At 57.6% G+C, this 18,796-nt stretch carries 15 protein-coding genes; 9 read left to right on the top strand and 6 right to left on the bottom strand.

Annotated elements, in window-relative coordinates:
- Window position 1: 1 nt before the first annotated feature.
- Entirely contained in the window at window positions 2-730 is a 729-nt protein-coding gene (locus G6N73_RS00980) for a hypothetical protein (protein ID WP_165021947.1), read from the bottom strand.
- Window positions 731-895: 165 nt separating this feature from the next.
- Here G6N73_RS00980 and G6N73_RS00975 point away from each other — a divergent pair, with 165 nt between their 5' ends.
- The 4 genes from G6N73_RS00975 (at window position 896) to G6N73_RS00960 (ending at window position 4,385) form a co-directional block, all read left to right on the top strand.
- Window positions 896-1,615, top strand: a complete 720-nt coding sequence (locus tag G6N73_RS00975; RefSeq protein ID WP_425484027.1) for a DUF6946 family protein — start codon at window positions 896-898, stop codon at window positions 1,613-1,615.
- Between the two features lie 173 nt (window positions 1,616-1,788).
- The gene (locus G6N73_RS00970) at window positions 1,789-2,247 is read left to right on the top strand and encodes a hypothetical protein (RefSeq protein ID WP_165021944.1); all 459 of its coding nucleotides are present in this window, start codon (window positions 1,789-1,791) and stop codon (window positions 2,245-2,247) included.
- Window positions 2,248-2,628: 381 nt separating this feature from the next.
- Window positions 2,629-3,462 (top strand): HipA family kinase, encoded by an 834-nt coding sequence (locus tag G6N73_RS00965; protein ID WP_165021941.1) that lies wholly within the window; start codon window positions 2,629-2,631, stop codon window positions 3,460-3,462.
- Window positions 3,459-4,385 (top strand): hypothetical protein, encoded by a 927-nt coding sequence (locus G6N73_RS00960; RefSeq protein WP_165021938.1) that lies wholly within the window; start codon window positions 3,459-3,461, stop codon window positions 4,383-4,385. The genes G6N73_RS00965 and G6N73_RS00960 overlap by 4 nt, the downstream gene beginning before the upstream one ends.
- A gap of 69 nt (window positions 4,386-4,454) precedes the next feature.
- On the opposite strand, the gene G6N73_RS00955 is transcribed toward G6N73_RS00960, so the two are convergent.
- From G6N73_RS00955 to G6N73_RS00940, 4 genes are all read right to left on the bottom strand, one after another.
- A complete protein-coding gene (locus G6N73_RS00955) occupies window positions 4,455-7,772 on the bottom strand; it encodes a DUF499 domain-containing protein (protein WP_165021935.1) in 3,318 nt (1,105 codons plus the stop codon).
- Window positions 7,769-10,714, bottom strand: a complete 2,946-nt coding sequence (locus tag G6N73_RS00950) for a DUF1156 domain-containing protein (RefSeq protein ID WP_165021934.1) — start codon at window positions 10,712-10,714, stop codon at window positions 7,769-7,771. The genes G6N73_RS00955 and G6N73_RS00950 overlap by 4 nt, the downstream gene beginning before the upstream one ends.
- A complete protein-coding gene (locus G6N73_RS00945) occupies window positions 10,714-14,250 on the bottom strand; it encodes a helicase-related protein (RefSeq protein WP_206078585.1) in 3,537 nt (1,178 codons plus the stop codon). Before G6N73_RS00945 ends, G6N73_RS00950 begins: the two co-directional genes overlap by 1 nt.
- Before the next feature lie 609 nt (window positions 14,251-14,859).
- Window positions 14,860-15,117, bottom strand: a complete 258-nt coding sequence (locus G6N73_RS00940; RefSeq protein ID WP_165021932.1) for an Arc family DNA-binding protein — start codon at window positions 15,115-15,117, stop codon at window positions 14,860-14,862.
- Window positions 15,118-15,203: 86 nt separating this feature from the next.
- Here G6N73_RS00940 and G6N73_RS00935 point away from each other — a divergent pair, with 86 nt between their 5' ends.
- From G6N73_RS00935 to G6N73_RS00925, 3 genes are read left to right on the top strand one after another with little or no spacing between them, the layout of a single operon-like run.
- A complete protein-coding gene (locus tag G6N73_RS00935; protein WP_165021930.1) occupies window positions 15,204-15,359 on the top strand; it encodes an Arc family DNA-binding protein in 156 nt (51 codons plus the stop codon).
- Between the two features lie 30 nt (window positions 15,360-15,389).
- Window positions 15,390-15,662, top strand: coding sequence for a hypothetical protein (locus tag G6N73_RS00930; RefSeq protein ID WP_206078584.1), 273 nt, complete (start codon window positions 15,390-15,392; stop codon window positions 15,660-15,662).
- Between the two features lie 18 nt (window positions 15,663-15,680).
- Entirely contained in the window at window positions 15,681-16,634 is a 954-nt protein-coding gene (locus G6N73_RS00925) for a hypothetical protein (RefSeq protein WP_165021885.1), read from the top strand.
- A 10-nt stretch (window positions 16,635-16,644) separates the two neighbouring features.
- Here G6N73_RS00925 and G6N73_RS00920 read toward each other — a convergent pair whose 3' ends face one another.
- The gene (locus tag G6N73_RS00920; protein WP_165021882.1) at window positions 16,645-16,995 is read right to left on the bottom strand and encodes a helix-turn-helix domain-containing protein; all 351 of its coding nucleotides are present in this window, start codon (window positions 16,993-16,995) and stop codon (window positions 16,645-16,647) included.
- 148 nt (window positions 16,996-17,143) lie between these two features.
- Between G6N73_RS00920 and G6N73_RS00915 the strand changes: the two genes are divergently transcribed.
- Window positions 17,144-17,572, top strand: coding sequence for a hypothetical protein (locus G6N73_RS00915; RefSeq protein WP_165021879.1), 429 nt, complete (start codon window positions 17,144-17,146; stop codon window positions 17,570-17,572).
- A gap of 473 nt (window positions 17,573-18,045) precedes the next feature.
- On the top strand, window positions 18,046-18,774 hold the full coding sequence (locus G6N73_RS00910) for an esterase/lipase family protein (protein ID WP_165021876.1): 729 nt from the start codon (window positions 18,046-18,048) through the stop codon (window positions 18,772-18,774).
- Window positions 18,775-18,796 lie beyond the last annotated feature (22 nt).

Raw genomic sequence — 18,796 nt, 5'->3', positions numbered from 1 at the left:
GCTAGTGGATCGTCGCCCCGCCGTCCCGGATCAGCCAGAAACTGAGGAAGCGGTCGAACAGCGGCGTCTTGCGGTAGCGCCGATCTTCTATGCGGAGCCGTTTGTCCTCGACGTTGTGCTCCTCGATCATGCCGAGCCACAGCAGCGGACGTACAAGGTGCGAGAACAGGTAAAAACTGGCGTCCTGTACGGGGCTGAACCGGTAGCTGGTGATGAGATCAAGCGGCAGGCACCAGCCAGCGAGTTCGGTTAGCGGCACCCAACCATCGAGCCGGTTCTGGATCACGCCAAGGAAATGCACGACATCGGCCTCTTCGTATTCGATGGGAAACCGCTCGTGGCCCGCGTGATCGAAAGCGATGAAGAATGTATCGAACAGTTCGGCCTGCAATGCACCGTAGTCGCCAAGCATCGCCTTCCCAGCCTGTGACAGCAGCGCCTTACTTTTGTAGTGGCGGATCAGCCGCGAACCGACCAGAAGTTCGTGCATGATGGCGAGCGGCGGGAAATCTGGCTCGTTTAGCACCCTGTTGAGGCGATAGAGTTCCTCTGCCTCGAAGCCCGGCCAGCCGAACTCCTCTGCCGCCCAGGTGACGAATTTGCGGTAGGACGCCTCGGACTTGGTAAGCGTGATGCCGTCATTGTCGCAAATGTACGTCAGCACCTTCATCGTGTTGATGCACATCGGGCTTCCCGACAGGTCGGAAACGCCGAGGCTCTCGTTTAGCATGAGGACGGGTGCTATCCTTGACGGGCGGATCATTGAAATATATGCCCGCTGTCGCAATGGGCGGTGCTGGTGTGGGGATCGCGCCTCAAGGTCAGCGGAACTCGCTTAGTGTTCTCGCCTCTTCCGGTAGTAAATAGCACCTGTCGAATTTGCTTCATCTGGACAATGCTTCTGCAACCCATCGCTCTTATACTGTTTTGGAATATGATGGGGGAGCGTATGACGCGAGTGCACATTCCGAGTAGCGGCCCGACCGCCTGGCAGGCGTTTCTCGCAAAGCCAGACCTCCATTGGCAAACCGGATATTCAGCGAAAACCCTCGCGCATTGCTGGGAAGGAGCAGACGGTCTCCCACCTGAGATTGCCCGTATGTTTGACGCCCCTGCGGAGCTTCTGCTCGCGCTGCCAGAATATAAGGTTCCCCTGCCGGGCGGAACCACGCAGAGCCAGAATGACGTGTTCGCCCTCGTCCGCCACGCGGACCAGACGTGCGCGGCAATGATCGAAGGCAAGGTCAACGAGCCTTTTGACAAGACCGTGGCTGAATGGCTGGGCACGCCGTCAGAAGGCAAGCAGATGCGGCTGAGCCACATATGCCAACTTCTTGGACTGGACCCAGAGCAGCCGCCGCTGCACCTCTGCTACCAGCTTCTGCACAGAACGGCCTCCGCACTGATCGAGGCACGCCGGTTTAAAACCGACGAAGCTGCGATGATCATCCACTCCTTCTCGCCCAAGCGATTGCGGTTCGACGATTTTGCCGCGCTGCTCAATGTCTTCGGGCTTTCGGCAGAACCGGACACCGCCGTCTCAACGACGCTCCCGAGTGGGCAGCGGTTGAGGCTGGGCTGGGCGTCAGGCGACCCCCGGTTTCTGGCGATGTGATGGGTACACGCGGTCCAACCACCTTGAAGGCGGCTCGAGAGCGAACTAGAGAACGTGGCCTGCTTTGCAGGCTGGTCAAGATGGCTTGCGACTACCGAAATGGATAAAACTCCAAAACGCCTTCACCCGGTCCTAACCCGGAACTGGTACAGTCCGTCACGACGGAGGGCAGGATGATGAGCACGACCGAGCCAACGCTGAAAGAGATCTACTCCGACTGGGCACACAATACCTGGAGCGGGATGAAGTGCGGATTGCGAAGCTTCATGCGGACGCGACCAGGGATCGTCGTCGCCATCGTGGCAGCGCTCATTATTCCGGCGGTTGGGATGGCTGCATACCTCGGAGGGAACGCTGTCGCCGATTACCAGAAGCGGCAGAAGGACCAGAGAGCCTTTGAGGCGCGACAGCAGCAGCAGACGCTCAACTTTGCACTGTGGTCGCAGGATATGGAACGACAGCAGGAGCGAGTTGACGAGACCTGCGGTCATATCTACGACACAGCTGACACGGGATACCCCATGGCGGGTGGCCGCGACTACGCCGTCTGCAAGAGCGAGATTATCGGGAAGTTCCCGGTCCCGGTGCGCGACATCGGGATCACACCACGCATTGGGGTCTCCAGATGGTAACCCGAAACCCGGAAAAATGCTTGGCTTGAGGACAGGTCAGCGCGGTTTCCGGCGGCTCTGTGGGCTGTGCGCCGCCAACCCTTCGCCGAGAAAGCACCACGGAAGTTTGTCCGTAAGACGCCCGGCCATGGATGGTCTAAGATAACCTCTAACCTCCGATAACACCCACTTATCACGACCTACAAAACGGCTATTTTCGTGCGCCGCCACCGGCAGCAGGCAAGCAATTACTCATTGCGAGGGCGGGCCTTCGAGCTGGTGCAATCAATTGCACTAGTAACGTCAGCATCCGGGAAATCTGATCGGGGCTGTGACGAGAGACTTGTATTTGAAAAATCGTTCGGTAGTTTTGACAGTTCCGGTCGTCATCGGGGGGGATGGATGGAGCAGACCGATCGGCAGAGCGCCGGTGGGCAAGGTGAAACTCCGGTGCATCTTGTTCTCGGAACAGTGCTTCATGGTGCAAGCCCGTTCAAATTGGGCAACGTGAACGACACCTTTCGCGGTCAAGTCCTGTGCGCCGATGGCGAGGCCCGACAGGCAATCATCAAAGATTTGAGCGCGCGCCAGCTCGCAAACGAGGTCATGGCAGCTGCAATAGGCCTGGCGTCGAAATTGCCCATACCTATGCCAATAATCGCGCGAGTGGAGCCGGGAATATTGGCGGTTTCGCGTTGCCCACTGGCTGATGGCAGTGGACATTTGGTCTTTGCATCTGCCGACACACATGCTGAAAATGTTCAGCAGATTTATTGTGGCGATCCAGGCAAGGTACCCCTGATCCGAGAGAAATTGGCGGCATGGAACGATGCGGCCGGAATGTATGGCTTTGACACGTGGATCGCCAACACTGACCGGCACGAGGGAAATCTGCTCTTCTCAGGCCGCAGTGAGATTTGGCTCATCGACCACGGGCACAGTTTTACTGGTCCCGGATGGGAGCCAGCGCATTTCCAACCTGACGCCCAGTATAACAACCGCTTGTCACACTGGCTTACCCCGACGATTTCCGATGATCGAAGGCGGGAAATCGCCGGCCCTGCGGGTGCTCTGCCTGCGCGTCTTAATGGGGTAGAACTTGCTCGATTGGGCGAACTGAACTACGTCGCTCACATTCTGGCGCGAGGAGATTTTGAAGCCCTCGTGGCCTTCCTGAATGCCCGCGTGCAACACGTTCCGCGATTGGCGTCGGAAGCTCTCGGGTTGCTGGTATGAGTGTGATCTTCACCAATGATGGCTTTCCTAGCCGTGCTGATCATCTGAGAGCATTGTGGACGCCAGTACTATTTTCACCTCGCCTCAGTTCACCTGAGAACCTGGTTATCGGAGTGGCCAGCGCGACGGAAACCGATTTTTATCTCGCTGAAGCAAATGCATGGCGGCGGCTCCATTGTTTGTTCGGCGATGGCGCAGAGACAGCTTTACTTGCTGCCCGCGTCGCGCTTGACGTACTGAAATCGGATTTGTCTGAACGAGGGCAAACTGCATTGCACGAGCCTCGACAGACATTCTCGGGGATCACCATGGGCGAGTTGAGGGAAGGTGAAGGCAGCAGTTTGAAGCAGATCGCGACGACATGGCTCGCTTCGCTTTCGTCGCTTTATGATGCCGGCCTGGCGGAAAGGATCGAACGCTCCGAAGAGGTACTGCCGGTATCGGCTGAGGCCAAAGCTAAAGCGGACCGTTTGCCGGTTCTCGTGTTGGAATATGTCGAACAACATAGGCCACGACTATCGAGCTTCTTCCATGCCGAAATTCGTGAAAAACGTGAACGAAAACGGAAGCCCCGTGCGCAAGACATTTACATTGGCTTTGCCGGCTCATCCCTCGTAGCCAATTTCGCTACGCTGCCTGCAAAGCGGTCCAACACGATAATCGACCATATCAAACGTTTGATGTGGGATCTGGAACAGGATCGCGACGCTGCTGGTGCGCTAGATCGCCAGCGAAAGTATGAGATGATTGTTAAACATCAGGATAAGTACGATCCGCACATTACCGAAAAGCAGTTTGGTGATGTGCTGGAGGTGGTTGACGAGTTGGGAGAGCAGGGAAGAAAGCGAGACATCGCTGTCATTCCACGGGTGACTGTGCCTGAAATAGGCAACCATGTGCTGGAACTCGAACAGGCGGCCTAACAGCTCGATACGTCGTCGTTGGGAGATCGTGTCTGAGATGCGCGATCCTTCGTTAAGGCATCCTTTCGTTTAGTCGAATTGCTTTCTCGAAAAGCCGAGAGCTTGAGTATTGTCTGATACAACATCCTCGACATCCTTCGAGAAGCCCTCTGGGGTCTCGGCTTGGACTTCAAGCACGATACGGAAGGTGGTGCCCTCGGCCCGGTCGAGTTCGGCAATAACGCTTTCGAAGACTTGAGAAACCTTCATCGCACCACGAATGGTGTCCAGTTCAACCACGCCGGAAAAACGCCTTGGTCGCACGTCTTGTCGCGCCGAGCCGGCCTGGCCCTGGGTGCCAGAACCGCTCGTCGTGGTGGAACTGGCTGCTCCACCTTCGCTGGTTTGATCCCGCCGCTTTGCTGCTTCCGCAATCTCCCGGAGAACCATCACCATTTCTTGGCCAAAACGCACGGGCACGTTCCTGGCGAACTGCAGTTCCCGATAGTTGTCATCAGCCTTGCCTGCGGCCAGCGCGAATTTCGCACTTTCAGCATCCATATCGGCCACGGCATCGGAAATCGCACTCGCCAGAACGACCTCGTCCCTCAGTCGCTCCATATGCAGGAACTCGAAATACCAATCGCGCACCTGATCGACCGGGAGGTCAGGCTTCCCTTGAGGCCAAAGCTCCAGCATTCGCTCGGTGAAGCTCCGGCGACCGAGCGTTGTTGAGATGACTGCCGCCTCGGACGCCTTATCCCACGCCGCCTCCGCCGGGGTGCGCTGACCCGAAAGCCGCATCGCAAAATGCTCCAGCACCACAACGCTCTGATCCGTCACCGAAAGCGTCGGCACAAGCAGATGCGACCACGCTTTGCGAACGGTATCTTTCGCCGCCCTTTCCGCCTGCGTAAAACGGCTTTGCGCATCGGATTTTTGGCTGTCGGTCAGATCGAGGCTGCGGTCGTCGACGATGCCCTTCCATGCCATCATCCGCTTAACCGTGCGACGAGCATCCTCAAGTCCGCGATCGTCGGCAGCAAGAAAGATGAGGGCATTGCGATATTTGCGTTGGCCTCCAGCACGGCGGTCCACCCCGTCCAACGCTTCGATTTCCGCGACTGATCCACCCCCGGCCTGGTAAAGATGATTGGGGTCAAGGATCACCAACCCGGAAGTTGGGCGGTCCTCCGCTTCCGAGGCTCTATCCGGTGCGGTATGGACCCGACCCCAACTGCTTTTGGCTCGTTCGTCTATCTTAAGGAACTTGATGATCTCAGCATCGGCGGCATCATTGTCCACGTCGAGCTGTCGGTTATCAGCCAGTTTGTTTAGCGTCGCGCGGGGGCCGTACCAATAGCGGCCTTCCGTCTCATAGAGGTGCGCTGACCTCTCTGCTATTTCGCGAAGCGCATCACCGAATATGGATATCTGCTCACCCGGCTTGACGCAGGCGAGCCTAAGTTCTGGACCAGTGATGCCGCCGCGCGCATCTCCTGCAGGAGCTGTGCTAACAAACACAGCACGCGCTGCGCGCCTGGCAACCTGATCATTCCGGTAGCGCTGCCTTCGGCTTTCCATCTCAGCCGGCAGCGAAGTGTCCCCATCGACTTCGCCTTCGATAATCGATCCCCATACAGGGCCAGGGAGCGGTTCGAGTAGCGCGCCACGAACTGCCGGATCATCCACGCGCAACGAACTCGGCAGGATCAGTGGCTCGTCGCTACGCTCGCGATAGCTGGCAAAGATCGTACGCGCCAAAAGCGCGAGCACGCCGCGCGTGCGCTGGAATTTTTCTAGAGCACCCCATTCGTTCGACAGCTTGTCGAAGAGCATCGGATGGATGGGATAAGCTTCCATCATCTTGTCGGCGTAGTCGCGCTCGCCAGTGCCTAACGGAAAGTCCGATTTGTGATCGCGATAGAGCTTTACAAAGCGCTCCACCGTGCGCTTACGCTGCTTCTCGCCCTCCGTATCCAACTCCTGAAACAAGCGACGCCTAACTACAGAATAGGTCTCTGAACCCTGAGCCGGCTGCCAAGCCGATTGTGTTCGCCCGAACAGTTTTTCCAGCGTGCGGAGCGTTTCCAGTCCTTTCTCGGTCCCGCCGGCCTCAAGATCGCTTTCCGGCAGCGAACCGACGATAAGAGCATTTGGGATTTGTGCCGCGGCTTCGGTCAGTGATTGCAGGAAAGAGAGGTGCGCGTTGTAGCGTTCGCCGGTTAGCTGACGAACAAACACGACCAACTCATCGAGCAGGATCAGCGACGGCTGCCCCGTCAGCGTTAGCACTTTCTGAAAGACTTCCGCACCGGGGCTGGTACCTGCCTCCTCGGATGGTTTCACAAGCGCCAGACCTTCACGCCCTGCCAGCCGCCAGGCCAGATAACCCCATAGGGTCCTAACAGCTTGGCCATCTGCGGTCGCTAGCGGTATGTCCGGCCCTTTGTCACTGCCGCTGAAGACCGCAAGGTTCACTTCTCCAAGATTGGAGGAACCGATCTCGGTAGCGATCGACGACAAGTTGTCAGCACGGCTCAGGTCCTGAAGCCGAGCCATGTGCAGCAGCGACAGAAGTGTGTGGGTCTTGCCACCACCGAAATTAGTTTGCAGTCCGATCGTTGAAGGGCCACCGCCACCTCTGAGACGTTTGGCGGCGTTTTCGAGCGTCATCCGCAAGCCGGCGGTTAAGTAGGTGGCGTTGAAGAACTCGATCGGATCGGCGTAGGTTTCCTCGCCCTCGGCGCGGTCGGCGGCGGCGAGATTGGCCGCGAATTTGTCCTTATCGAGCCTGCCTGTCAGAACATCTTCGCGCGGGGGTGACACCACACGCCAAGGCTTCAACCCTTCCACCTCGCCTCCGCCGAAGAAATCCTCCTGCGTTGGTTCCTGGGCCTTTGTGCGGTTGGGTGTCAGCGTAAGCGTGGGACGATGTGGCGTCGCTGGTTCGGCTAGTGGGCCTGCCGGCTGAGCTTGTCCTGTTGCTATGGTTGGGCTGGCCATCGCCGTAAGCAAGCCCTTCAGCAAAGCTGAAGCCCGGTCAGCTTCGTCTTTCGCACCGACAGCATTGAGCAAATCCGACCCACCCGAAAGCGCGCGGAGCGCCAATTGGTCGTCGATCGCGCCTGAAGAATGCGCGAATTTGTTGCGGCCGGCCAATGCGGCGGAGGCCGCGTCGCGCACTTCCATTTTGAGGACGTTCTGAAAGACCTCGCGCCAATTGTTGTTGATGGCGTATAGCAGCGCGTAAGCATCTAAGTCGGCCATGGGCGAAAGGGATTGCGGCATACGCGCCGTGCGCCGCCAGTTTGCACCAAGCTGGGCCGTTAGATGCTTCTGCACAAAGGGTAGGCAACCACGCTCAATAAGCGCCAAAAGTTGGGCGATACGATCGCGATTGTTCATATCTGTTCCTTACGGAGTGCCGGGAAATCAAATTGAGCTTGAACGGGTGCCGAGCCGATGCCGGCCTCCTCGGCGCGGTCAGCAGCCCGTTCGATTTCTGGCCACGCTGTCTGAAGTTGGTTCCAGACCAGAGCCTCGTCATTGTCGCCCTTATTCGTGGCGATCTCGAAAAGGCGCTCGGCCACAAGCAAAACGTCTGGCCCAGAGCGCCGGCTCTCGGCGAGGATGCGGCCTGCGTCATCCACCCCCCCCTCTTCGGCGTGGAACACGCTGGCCATATGCTGCGCCATCTCCCAAACGGTGAAACTGCCATCGCGGGACGGGCTCCATTGCGGGTCGGCCTCCTGCATTTCGCCGCGTGTCAGGAGCTTCGCATCGCCGCCACGCGAACGGAACAAACCGGAACTGTTCATGCGGCCCTCTGTGAGGTTGAAGCTCATTAATTGACTTATCGCGGTTCCTGCCCCTTTCTCGACGAGCTTGTAGCCCCTCATTTCATACCATTCGAGCACGAAACGGGTCTCCGGATCGAGTGCTTCGGTACCTTCGCTCAGCGCTTCGTCGATCTCGCGGTTAACAAGCGCCAACGCTCTTGCGACGCTCATCCTGCTGTCATCTATCTCACGTACCCACGCATACTTTGAAAAGATGCCGATGCCTGGACCGATTGCCGCCTGTCGCCGATCGGGCAGCGGGACGCCTGCCTTCTGGTGTTCTTCGATAGCTTTTTTCATCGCCGGCTTCAGCTCGCGGAGGAAGTCACGAACGCCGATGGTCTTTGCGTCCTCGGGCCGGGAACGACAGACGAGGACAACTGAGGATGCGAGGGCGTTAGTCCCCGAAGCAATCTGGCGTGTAGCCATTTCGGTCTGCAGCGGCCACGTTGCATCTACCTGCAAACCAGCATTAACGACTGCTTGCAGGAACGCGGCCCAGCCCGGTGAAATTTCACCGACTGCCCGTGTCTCAGATTGTTTGAATGCGTAATAAATGACGACAGGGGCGTCGAGCGAAGAAGCACGCATTGCTTCTAGAGACTGCGACATTCCGGTCATGAAGTGACGCTCGGCGCGCTCGTCGCTTCCATGGCGATAGGCAGTAGCTACTAATTCATCGTCCTTCGGTGTTACTAAGCGTCTGAACAGGTCAGGAAATATCTGCCTGAGGCTCTTCCGTAACCATACGTAGAAGTAATCCGAGAGGTCGGCGTAAGCTACATTGTCATAGTAAGGAGGATCGGTGCATATGAGCGAATTCTTACGGTAGTCATTGTTTTGGGCCACTTTTTGTTGGACACTACCGGCAGCTAAAACGGGCATCTGCAGAAAGCCGACGCCGCTCGAAATAACCTGCTCTAGATCGCCTCCAGCTCCAGCGAATGGGTTAATCTCAGCGAAGTCCCAAATCATGGGAAGGGCTTGGCGTCCAAATCCTGGCGCTGTTTTTCCCTCGCCTGACCGCCACCGACTTTGGGTCGAAACGAACATTGTCATTTTGGACGTTGAAAGTCCCAAATATGTAGCCACAGCCTCCGAGTATGCTGTCGCTCCAGTTCCACCATCGGCGAGTGATCGATCGGGATCCTGGTGATTGGAAAAAGCGGCAGAGTATCGAGCAGCTTCGAGCACCTTGACCCGTGCATCAGCCACCAGATCGGAAAAGGTCGTCAAAGCTTTTAACTGGCGTGACGTGAACAGCTTGTCGAACGTAGTTAGCCCATAAGGAAAGCAAGTTCCCCCGGTGAGACGTTCAGGGACTGCCTGTTCCAATTCCGGTGCAGTTGGCCGGTCGATCTCAGCCGCGAGCTCATGAGTATCATTAGGTGCTTCATAGAAGCGTGATCGCACCCCATCCGAAACAATCGCCATAAGTCGGACAGCGAGGCGGCCAGCCATACCCTCTGATTTGATGTATCCGCCGGAGATCGTGGCTCCACTCAGAAGGCAGGTGAAATTCGATCCTCGTCCCGCCCCTTTGGTTCCGTTCGCGGCGGTTGCCAGCTCCTCTTTGGTCACCCCGACAGACTTCACCGTAAAGCGCCAACCATCCTTAGTGGTGGCGTCTTTCACCGGAACGACGATAGCCTCCTTCCCCGCTTTTGAAGACAACGTGAATGAAGATACGAGAGGCACATGTGCGCCCTTCTGCGCGGGGTCCGGAGAGGCGACCGTGCGTGCCCACAACCACGCGATAACAGTCGACTTCGAACCATCTGGTAACGTCGTCTGGGGATAAAGTTCGCCAATCTTCTTTTCTGCTTCGCTGCGCATCCATTGCCCGTAGCGGCGCACATCTTCGGCAAGACCTTGCGCGCCTCTCCAGTCGCGCCCCGCAAGGTCGCGTTCTTTCTTCACTTCCGGATGTACAGGTGGCAATCCGGCGAACTTCGGCGGGAACTCGGTGAGTGCCTTAGTGATTAACACCGCGACCGGATTGAGGTCGGATGCATAGGCACGAAGGCCGAGACGTTGCGCCTCCAGCGGGATCGCTCCACCGCCGCAAAACGGATCGTAGACCGACGGTCCCCTCTCTTTAAGATAGTCCAGCACCGCCTGAGGGTGAGTTGGCGCTTCATCGCCAAGTTCCCTTGCCACCGAACGGGCGATCTCATAACGCGCTACCTCGATAGCGGTCTCGAACCGTTTCTGGTCCTTAGCATCGGACGATGGCCACTCGACCATGTCCTCAATAACTTTGTGAAGCCGGCGGCGTTCCTTGGCCTGCTCCTCCTCGGTAGGGAACTTGTCTTCCCAGGCGGATGGATCATCAACCAATTGCCCAAAAAGCACCGCCCTACAGGCTGCCAAAGGCCGAGGGGCCCACCATTTGTGCAAGCCGGATGGGTGGCCACGCCAGAGCGGTTTTTCTCGGATAGAGGCGAGGTTAATCTTCTCTAGCGGCAGAGAATGTTCGATCAGTTTCAGCCGTGCCCGGCCAGTCATCAGCGCCCGAACTCCGCAACTTTCGGAGAGTTGGCTGAAAGCGCCAAAATGTCTTTGACCGCATAATGCCGGCAGATGTCTCTGAATTCACCTTCGTCCCATAGGTGGCGCGAAGGATCGCACAGATATTGCGGTTGACCGGAAAACCCGGCGTCGATTGGCACATAAACAAGATGGTAACGGTCCCCGGCGTTGCGGGCCTTGAGCATTTCGTTTTTCGTCACAATGATTTCCCGTCCGCCAATGACGCGACCCTTAACTTCAAGAAATATTAATTCCCCCTCAGCTGTGACACTCTCAATGTCCCAACCGCGATTGTGCATGGAGACGTCGGCAGGATTACGCCCGGCCGCCCGTTCGGCCTCCATAACAGCATTCATCGCGAGAAGCTCGGTTTCTTCCGTCTCCTCTGCAAATCCGTCGTGGAAAACTGTTTCGCCCTTGAGGCTCGCTAGAAGGCCGGCTGGAATGACGAGCGCTCCGCCGCGAATGATCGGCGAAGCGGCGGAAATATCGTGCTCCTTCTTCAACTCCAACAGCCGGATTTCCAGTCGATCGGCCAGTCGTGACGCTCGCTCCTCGGCTTGGGCAAACGCCAATCGTTCATCCTTTCCCGTCTTGATGTTGAGCCGATGTTGATCGGCGCGTCGGTTCCAATAGGCAATTTCCTTCTTGAGACGGACGCGGACTGCCTCCTCGACTTTCCGAATATAGGCGAGGCGGCGCGTACGGACCTCTTCCAGATGTCCGGTAACGAGATGCTGGCTTACATATGTTCGCGCTCGCGCCAATAGGTCTTGCTTCAGCCAGTTCGCCTCCAGTGCGTCTTTGCACAGATCATGCTCCTCGGAGGTCAGTGGGCGAAGATCGAGATAAGGAGCGGGCCCCTCGTCTCGCGCGCTGCCATCTTCGCCGAGACTGACGAATTGCAACCTCTTCGAAATAACGCGAGGCTGGCCGTCGGGCGCGGTCACTGCGTCCTTGATCTCGTGTTCGGCCATGACAAGCAAGCGCGGCCCGCCGTCCTGAGCGGTTTCAGAAATAAGCACTGCGCCCTGCTTCAGTGCCGCTCCGTAGTATTCAATGGTGAGGTCCACTACCGCCTGGAGCAGCGGATGGCCAGGTGCTATCAGGGCGGCATTCGCCTGGCCATGGGCCCCACTCATATGTGTCTTGTCAAAACAGACGCGGCCATATCGCTCCAACACCGGATCGCCGTGCCCTGTCAGATGATCGCGGCCGCGGATCAGCGCCGGCACGCGAAGGATTTCCCAGCGACCTTCCTCGCGCACAACCATTTCGCCGCCTAGCCGCCTGAAGGCTTCCGCAAAGAACATGCGGACGTAGAACGGCTGTAAGCGGCGAGCGTGCGCCCGCTCCATTTCGAACTTCAGCTCCTGGACGCGTTCGGGATTAAGCGTTTCCTGCGAAAGCTGCGCGCGTTCGGTCAAAGAATTGAGATGCGACTGATCAACCACCCCGTCGATGCTCCGGAACAGGCGTGCCCGAATATCTTCGCGGTCGCCGTAGCGCACCGCCTCCATCAGCAAATCTTTCAGGCTTTTGTCTTCGAAGGCTTCACCGAGCACATCGTAGACCTTGCCTCCAAGGGCCTTGCGAGCCTCCTCAAGCTTTTCCAGCAGGCGCTGATAGACCGCGCCTTCGCGCGTTTCCCCGGCCACCAAATTCCACAGGTGGCATACCTCAGTCTGGCCGATCCTGTGGATGCGCCCAAAGCGCTGTTCAAGCCGGTTCGGGTTCCATGGTAGGTCATAGTTGACCATGAGATGCGAGCCGCGTTGAAGGTTGACGCCTTCGCCTGCTGCGTCGTTGGCGATCAGTACACGAACCTTGGGATCATCGTTGAAGCCGGCGACTGCGGCACGGCGCTGCTGGCGCGGTACGCCGCCATGAATAACTTTGACGGCCTCAGGGGAGCCAAGGCGAGTGACGATCTTCTCTCGCAAATAGTCGAGCGTATCGCGTGGCTCAGTGAAGAGCAGTATCTTCTTCTGGCGGCCGGTGGCGGGATCATAAATAGGCGGCTGGTCGAGGATCGCCGCGAGTTGGGTCCACTTCGTATCCTCTCCTGAGCGAGTTAATGCGAACGCCTTCTCTTCAAGAACCTTGAGACTTTCGATTTCTATCTTCAATTCCTCCAGCGTGCGAGCACTGGAGGCCGTGTCGATTGCCTCGTTTTCGAGCGCTTCCACCTCCTCTTCGGGCATTTCCTCTAAATCGTCGTCACCCGGAACATCTAGAATGGACAACGGGGAGAACGTCGAAGGCATCCCGCCCCTCAGCTTGAGTTGCTCTTCCTCCAGCCGCTTTTGCAGCCTTTCTCGGCGGCGCTTTAGGGAATGCCAAATCGCGCGTGGCGACGAGGCCAGACGGCGTTGAAGCGATTGCAGCGCAAAGCCGACATTGTTCCGTTTTTTTTCATCCGAATTGGCGAACCGTTCGGCGCGGTTCATCTCTTCGCGCACATAGTCGGTGACCGAGGCATAGAGATCGGCTTCGGTAGCGGACAGCGGATAGCTGACCGTATAAGCGCGTCTCTCTGGAAAGAGCGGTCGACCGTCGAACCAGTAAAGTTCTTCTTTGATCAGGCGGCGCATGAGGTCGGAAGCGTTGGACGTGCGCACGCCTTCCCGGTACGCTCCCTCGAAGCGATCATTGTCAAGGAGCGTCAGGAAAAGCTGGAAATCGTCATCCTTGCCATTGTGGGGAGTAGCCGTCATCAACAGGAAATGACGCGAGTTGCGGCCAAGCATCCGGCCGAGTTGAAAGCGCTTGGTGTATTTGACTTCGCCCCCCGTATAACTCGCCGACATGCGATGCGCCTCGTCGCAAATCACGAGGTCGAAGTCCCGTGAGGCTTCGATCAGTGCTTGCACATCCTCAGACCGCGATGCCATGTCAAGCCGAACGATCAGCCTGTCCTCGTCATTAAACGGATTGCCGCTGTAGCTTGTACGGAACATCTCGCGGCCAACAATCTTGAAGTCGAGATCGAACTTCTCCTTAAGCTCGTCCTGCCATTGCTCGACTAGCGATCCGGGCGCAACGATCATGCAGCGCTTTAGGTCGCCACGGATCATCAGCTCCTTGATAAACAAGCCGGCCATGATGGTCTTACCCGCGCCGGGATCGTCAGCCAAAAGAAAACGGAGCGGTTGACGCTCCAGCATCTCTCCATAGACGGCAGTGATCTGGTGGGGCAGTGCTTCGATATTGGCGCTGGTCAGCGCCAGATAGGGATCGAACAAATGGGCCAGAGTGATCCGATGCGCTTCAGCAGCGAGACGAAAATTCTCGGCGTTCCCATCGAAGGAGAATGGCGAGGTCGCAGTCGCCGCTAGGAGCCGGTCTTGGTCGTCGCGAACGAGGATGCGTTGATCGAGGCCCTTGCCGGTGCGGTAGGTGACTTCAAGCTGGTGATCGCTCAGCCAATCGACCGAAATTACTTCGGCTGTACCGGCTGGCGAAAGACCATCAATGTGAACACCGCGCTTAAGCTCTTCCAGTCGAACCACAATGCCTACGTCCCCCTCATTTGCTATCTGCGGCGCAAAGCCGCTTCGCTATACAATCACGGGTTTTGCGTACGCGATCAACCCGGTTGGTCAATTAGCAAACTTTTGCTTAATTTCGTGCCTGTGGGCCTTGAGCCGGAAGGCATGCTGGACCTTCATGTGGCGATCAACATGATCTTGCCGGACGGCTGGCTATATGCTGTGACGCATGGCCGGGTGACGCGCTTGGATGTGGCGTTGATCTGCCCGGAGTGCGCATGGACGGTTTCCAGTTCTTGCCCAAACAGAGCAGTACCACGGGCGTGTGTCCTACTGGTCGCAGCCCCGAGAATACGAGGAAGACCAGTTCAGAGAAGCATGGTCCCGGATCGGGCACGGCGGTTTGTAGCGATTTGACGGTCAGTTCTCGGACGAAACCAGAACCGGCGTGACGCAAGGCGGCAGTGGCGCTGGGATGGAGAACCATTTCGTCCCCAGCACCACCATATGGGGCCCTAGGCCGCCAAATCGCGCCCAGAAACCAAATTCAGAAGCGGCTCAACTCCCGCTGCTGGTCGCGGTTCTTGTGCAATTAATGTCACACCTCCAGAACTGGATGCGTCTGCGGTCTCATTCCTCAAGCCGCCGCAGGCGGGCCAGCACTTTTCCCGCAATGTAGTCGTAGTCATCTTCTGACAGCGTGACGTTAGCCGCCCGTTTTATTGCGCGTCGCGTAGGTTGTTGCCCCGGCGATCTGAACCCGAACGATGCTTCGAGGCGGAAGACGATTTCGCCGTTGAGCGACCTGTTGCTGTCTCGTGCTGCGGCTTCGATCTGCTCCTTCAGGAGGTGCGGGAGGCGTATCTTCATTTGAGCGTCTGCGATCATGGTCTTCTTATGGACCGCTACGGTGTTGACGACAAGACGGTATGGCTGTAAACCGTAATGGTCCTATATTAAACCACAAATGTCCCATGAACGACCGCACCGCATTCAGCATCCGCATTCCCGACGACCTGAAGGAATGGCTTCAGGACCGTGCCAAGGAAGATGATCGCAGCGTCAATTCGTACATCGTCCAGCTCTTGAGGGCTGCCAAGGCTATGCAGGACACCCGCAAAGCAGCCTAAACAAATGTTCAATTGTAGAGAGTAGTGACGATGGCCAACGACAGTCTAATAGCAATCAGCGTGACACTGCATTTCTCGGATGGTGGCAAGTTCTGCGATGCAATTTCTGAGACGCCGGTCGGAACCCACAGGATTTCGGTCAGCTTCGATGAAGGTTTGGAAATGGCGGCAATAGGCCGCAATGCTGCCGGGGGTCTCTTGGACTGGCTGGAAAAGCGCGTCCACGAATATGAAGGACAGAGCGTTGAGCGGTTTCCGCTCAGCAAGGCGCGCCGATACGCTATCGAGCAGTCCGACCGATGAACGACGGCCCAATGCGGGATGCCCGTCAAAATCACTTATAAGGTCAAGCCTTCTAACAAGGCCGAAACCCTCCCGAAATCCCCCTTTATCGACAAGATTAGCATCGTCCTAAAGCCCCACAAGGATCAGGATGCGCATGACATCTATATGGCTCTCTTTCAGAACCTCGATGACCCCATGCTATGGGCCAACGGTCCAAAGGGCAAAGGTTTCCAGATCGGCAAGCGGGTTCTCCTGCCCTCGATAGTCGATTTCAAGAGGCTACCGCTCTTTCAGGCGACATATGACAAGGCGCATAAGAAGGTCGAACGCATCCGGCTGGAGTTCGTCCCTGTCGATCTCGGGACGCTGGGGATAGTCGAACTTCACGCCGCTATGATAACCATCATGCCGGGCGGCTGGGAGTATGTGGCAAAGCACGGTCATGTCACTCGGATCGACGTAACCGTGGACCTACCGAGTGTGCGCATGGACGGTTTCCAGTTTCTCCCCCAGCATAGCAGCACCACGATGCGGTGGACGATCAACGGCATCCTCCAGAACCTTGCTTATGGCAAGCCGAAGGGGAACCAAACCTTGATCTACAGCCGCAAGAAGAAGCGGCTGAGCAAAGGCCAAGGCTGGAGCGGGCCGTCAGTTGTGCGCATCGAACGGCGGCTGGTGAACCTCGGGGGGATGAAGGTCTACCAGCTGCCAACTCTGCCGAACCCTTTTGCCGACATGCAGTTCACGACGAACATGCCCGTCGCGCCGTCAGAAGTCGAGGAAGGGCTGTGGACGATGTTTTGCGATAGCGTGCAGGTGCGAGGGCTCAAGGACGCGCTCCTGCTCCTGAAGAAGGATCGCCGGACTAAGTTCCGCAAGCACCTCGCTGCGCATCCCGTGCCATGGTGGCAGCCGCACGAGATTTGGAAGGATTGGAAGCCTATGTTGGCTTCACTCAAGATCGCTTCAACCAAATGGCCGGGATAAGCGGTTTCCGCTAAACTGGCCTGCTGGGGCCGTTTCGTCGTAGGGCAACCCCGATCAGATCACCGATCCATTGCAGGTCGGTCTCTGACAGACCAGCCAATGTAAGCGTAACCTCATTCAGCTTCGCTCGCTTCAACGCGCCTGATGGGATTTCAGTGCTGAACAGCTCTGCAGGATCAACCTGAAGTGCGGTTGCGATCCGCTCGATCATCGGAAAACGAGCGCCCGTCGCTCCGACCTCGATCTTCGAGATTGTATCGACGCTGACCCCTGCCCGCTCCGCCAACTGTTCTTGGGTATAGCCAGCCCGCCTGCGGTGTGCCGTCACCAGTCGTCCAAACCGTTTTCGCAGATCGTCCATGCTGCTCCCTCAGCGATAGCTGTAGGGAGCGACTGCAATGCGATTTAGTGCCGCTTAATCAGAATTGGACATAAAACCTGAAGCTAATTGCAACTAATTGCAATTAGGCTCCCAGATATAGAGTTTCACGGAAGTTGAGACGCATTCCATGAGCACAGGATCAGCCCTCCCAAAGACCGCCGCCAGCGCGGAACCAGCATCAGCGAAGCCTTCGCTGTTGTGGACTATCTGCGCTGTCATCGGAGTGTTCGCGCTCATTGGGCAATTCACCGGCAACGACAAGAAGGCAGCCCCCTCCGCTTCCGTTTCCGTTCTGGATCAGGCAGCCGCCGTATTCCAAGGCAGCTACACACGCGAGCAAATCAAGCGAGCACTGGACGAAGTGATGGCGCTGCACGGTGTGCCACGCATCGAAAGCGAATACGACAGGTGGACCAACGTGCTCGTCGCGATGCGTCAGGATGGCGGCGGCACAGAGATGGAAATCCTCCGCTGCATAAAGGCGATGGGAACTACGGCACCGTTCCCGACGAGCGCCGGTCTTTGTGCCACTGGCAGGAAGGTGAGCGTCCGTTGAACGAGGCGGGCCAACGCCTGTAGCAGACGGATTGACGGCCAGTTCTCGGACGCCCACGGGAATGCTCAAGTGTAAGGCCGCTATGGCGCTGCTTCTGACGGAATTTTTGTCCCTGCGCGAATTGCGCCTCCTTCGCGGTAAAGAGCCTGCCAAACCGCGCCCAGATCGCGCCAAGCGGCAATAGAAGCTCAGGGCATTCCCACATCCTCAGTCTGGTGAAGCGCCACAAAATGGCCTGGCTGATTGCGCTGCCAAAAGTGGATCGGGGGACGCACTTTTTGACACCATGGTACATTTCAGTGGTACAAAATCCGGGCGATCCTTTCGGAGTGTTGAGGTTAAGTGCTTGGTATTCTTCGGGTTGGGAAACGTGGGTTCTTCTCCCTCCCTCTCCGCCAGATTCAGCCTGACCTTTGAAAACAGCGCGGCGCCGACGCCCTTGAGGTCGCCGGTCGGTGGGACTAATTTGGTCCATGCGCTATGTCATGGCACTTCTGTTTTCATTGGTTGCGCAGGTGGCCTTGGCGCAGGATTGCGTAGTGCTGATCCACGGACTGTCGCGCACGGACATTTCTTTCCTCCTGTTGGAAGAGACGCTGAGTGCGGTCGACTTCAAGGTCGTCAACGAAACCTATCCCTCGACCGACGCCCCGATCGACAAATTGCTGGCGAATGTCGACACCTCGGTCGCGATGTGCGGTGAGGTCGGCAAGGTCCACTTCGTCACCCATTCGCTGGGCGGCATCGTGCTCCGGGCGTGGCTCCCGCAAAGCCGGCCCGACAATCTTGGCCGCGTCGTCATGCTCGGGCCGCCCAACCGGGGCTCGGAAGTGGTGGACGCTCTCGGCGATCTCAGTATCTTCGAATTCTTCAACGGCCCCGCCGGCCTGCAACTCGGCACCGGTCCCGACAGCGTCCCCAACACGCTCGGCCCTGCCGATTTCGAGCTGGGCATCATCGCCGGAGACCGCTCGGTCAATCCGATCCTGTCGACCATGTTCAACGGTCCGAACGACGGCAAGGTTTCGGTGGAGAGCACCAAGCTTGATGGCATGGCGGACCACATCGTCCTGCCGACGACCCATACATTCATGATGAACAACCCGCTGGTGATCGCGCAGGTGTTGAACTTCCTGCGCGACGGGCGCTTCGATCACGATCTGACGCTTCGCGAATTGTTCCTGCGCGCCGTCAGAGACTGAGCATGCAAAGGCCGGAGCAATC

The sequence above is a fragment of the Allomesorhizobium camelthorni genome (assembly GCF_011045125.1).
GTDB lineage: Bacteria > Pseudomonadota > Alphaproteobacteria > Rhizobiales > Rhizobiaceae > Allomesorhizobium > Allomesorhizobium camelthorni.
The sequence above is the reverse complement of the archived record's forward strand: the minus strand, read 5'-3'. Positions and strand labels throughout refer to the sequence as shown.

What these genes read in the sequence shown, in the direction of transcription:
- G6N73_RS00980 (WP_165021947.1), bottom strand. Translation starts at nt 730, where the DNA reads ATGCTAAACGAGAGCCTCGGCGTTTCCGACCTGTCGGGAAGCCCGATG.
- G6N73_RS00975 (WP_425484027.1), top strand. Translation starts at nt 896, where the DNA reads ATGCTTCTGCAACCCATCGCTCTTATACTGTTTTGGAATATGATGGGG.
- G6N73_RS00970 (WP_165021944.1), top strand. Translation starts at nt 1,789, where the DNA reads ATGATGAGCACGACCGAGCCAACGCTGAAAGAGATCTACTCCGACTGG.
- G6N73_RS00965 (WP_165021941.1), top strand. Translation starts at nt 2,629, where the DNA reads ATGGAGCAGACCGATCGGCAGAGCGCCGGTGGGCAAGGTGAAACTCCG.
- G6N73_RS00960 (WP_165021938.1), top strand. Translation starts at nt 3,459, where the DNA reads ATGAGTGTGATCTTCACCAATGATGGCTTTCCTAGCCGTGCTGATCAT.
- G6N73_RS00955 (WP_165021935.1), bottom strand. Translation starts at nt 7,772, where the DNA reads ATGAACAATCGCGATCGTATCGCCCAACTTTTGGCGCTTATTGAGCGT.
- G6N73_RS00950 (WP_165021934.1), bottom strand. Translation starts at nt 10,714, where the DNA reads ATGACTGGCCGGGCACGGCTGAAACTGATCGAACATTCTCTGCCGCTA.
- G6N73_RS00940 (WP_165021932.1), bottom strand. Translation starts at nt 15,117, where the DNA reads ATGATCGCAGACGCTCAAATGAAGATACGCCTCCCGCACCTCCTGAAG.
- G6N73_RS00935 (WP_165021930.1), top strand. Translation starts at nt 15,204, where the DNA reads ATGAACGACCGCACCGCATTCAGCATCCGCATTCCCGACGACCTGAAG.
- G6N73_RS00930 (WP_206078584.1), top strand. Translation starts at nt 15,390, where the DNA reads ATGGCCAACGACAGTCTAATAGCAATCAGCGTGACACTGCATTTCTCG.
- G6N73_RS00925 (WP_165021885.1), top strand. Translation starts at nt 15,681, where the DNA reads ATGCCCGTCAAAATCACTTATAAGGTCAAGCCTTCTAACAAGGCCGAA.
- G6N73_RS00920 (WP_165021882.1), bottom strand. Translation starts at nt 16,995, where the DNA reads ATGGACGATCTGCGAAAACGGTTTGGACGACTGGTGACGGCACACCGC.
- G6N73_RS00915 (WP_165021879.1), top strand. Translation starts at nt 17,144, where the DNA reads ATGAGCACAGGATCAGCCCTCCCAAAGACCGCCGCCAGCGCGGAACCA.
- G6N73_RS00910 (WP_165021876.1), top strand. Translation starts at nt 18,046, where the DNA reads ATGCGCTATGTCATGGCACTTCTGTTTTCATTGGTTGCGCAGGTGGCC.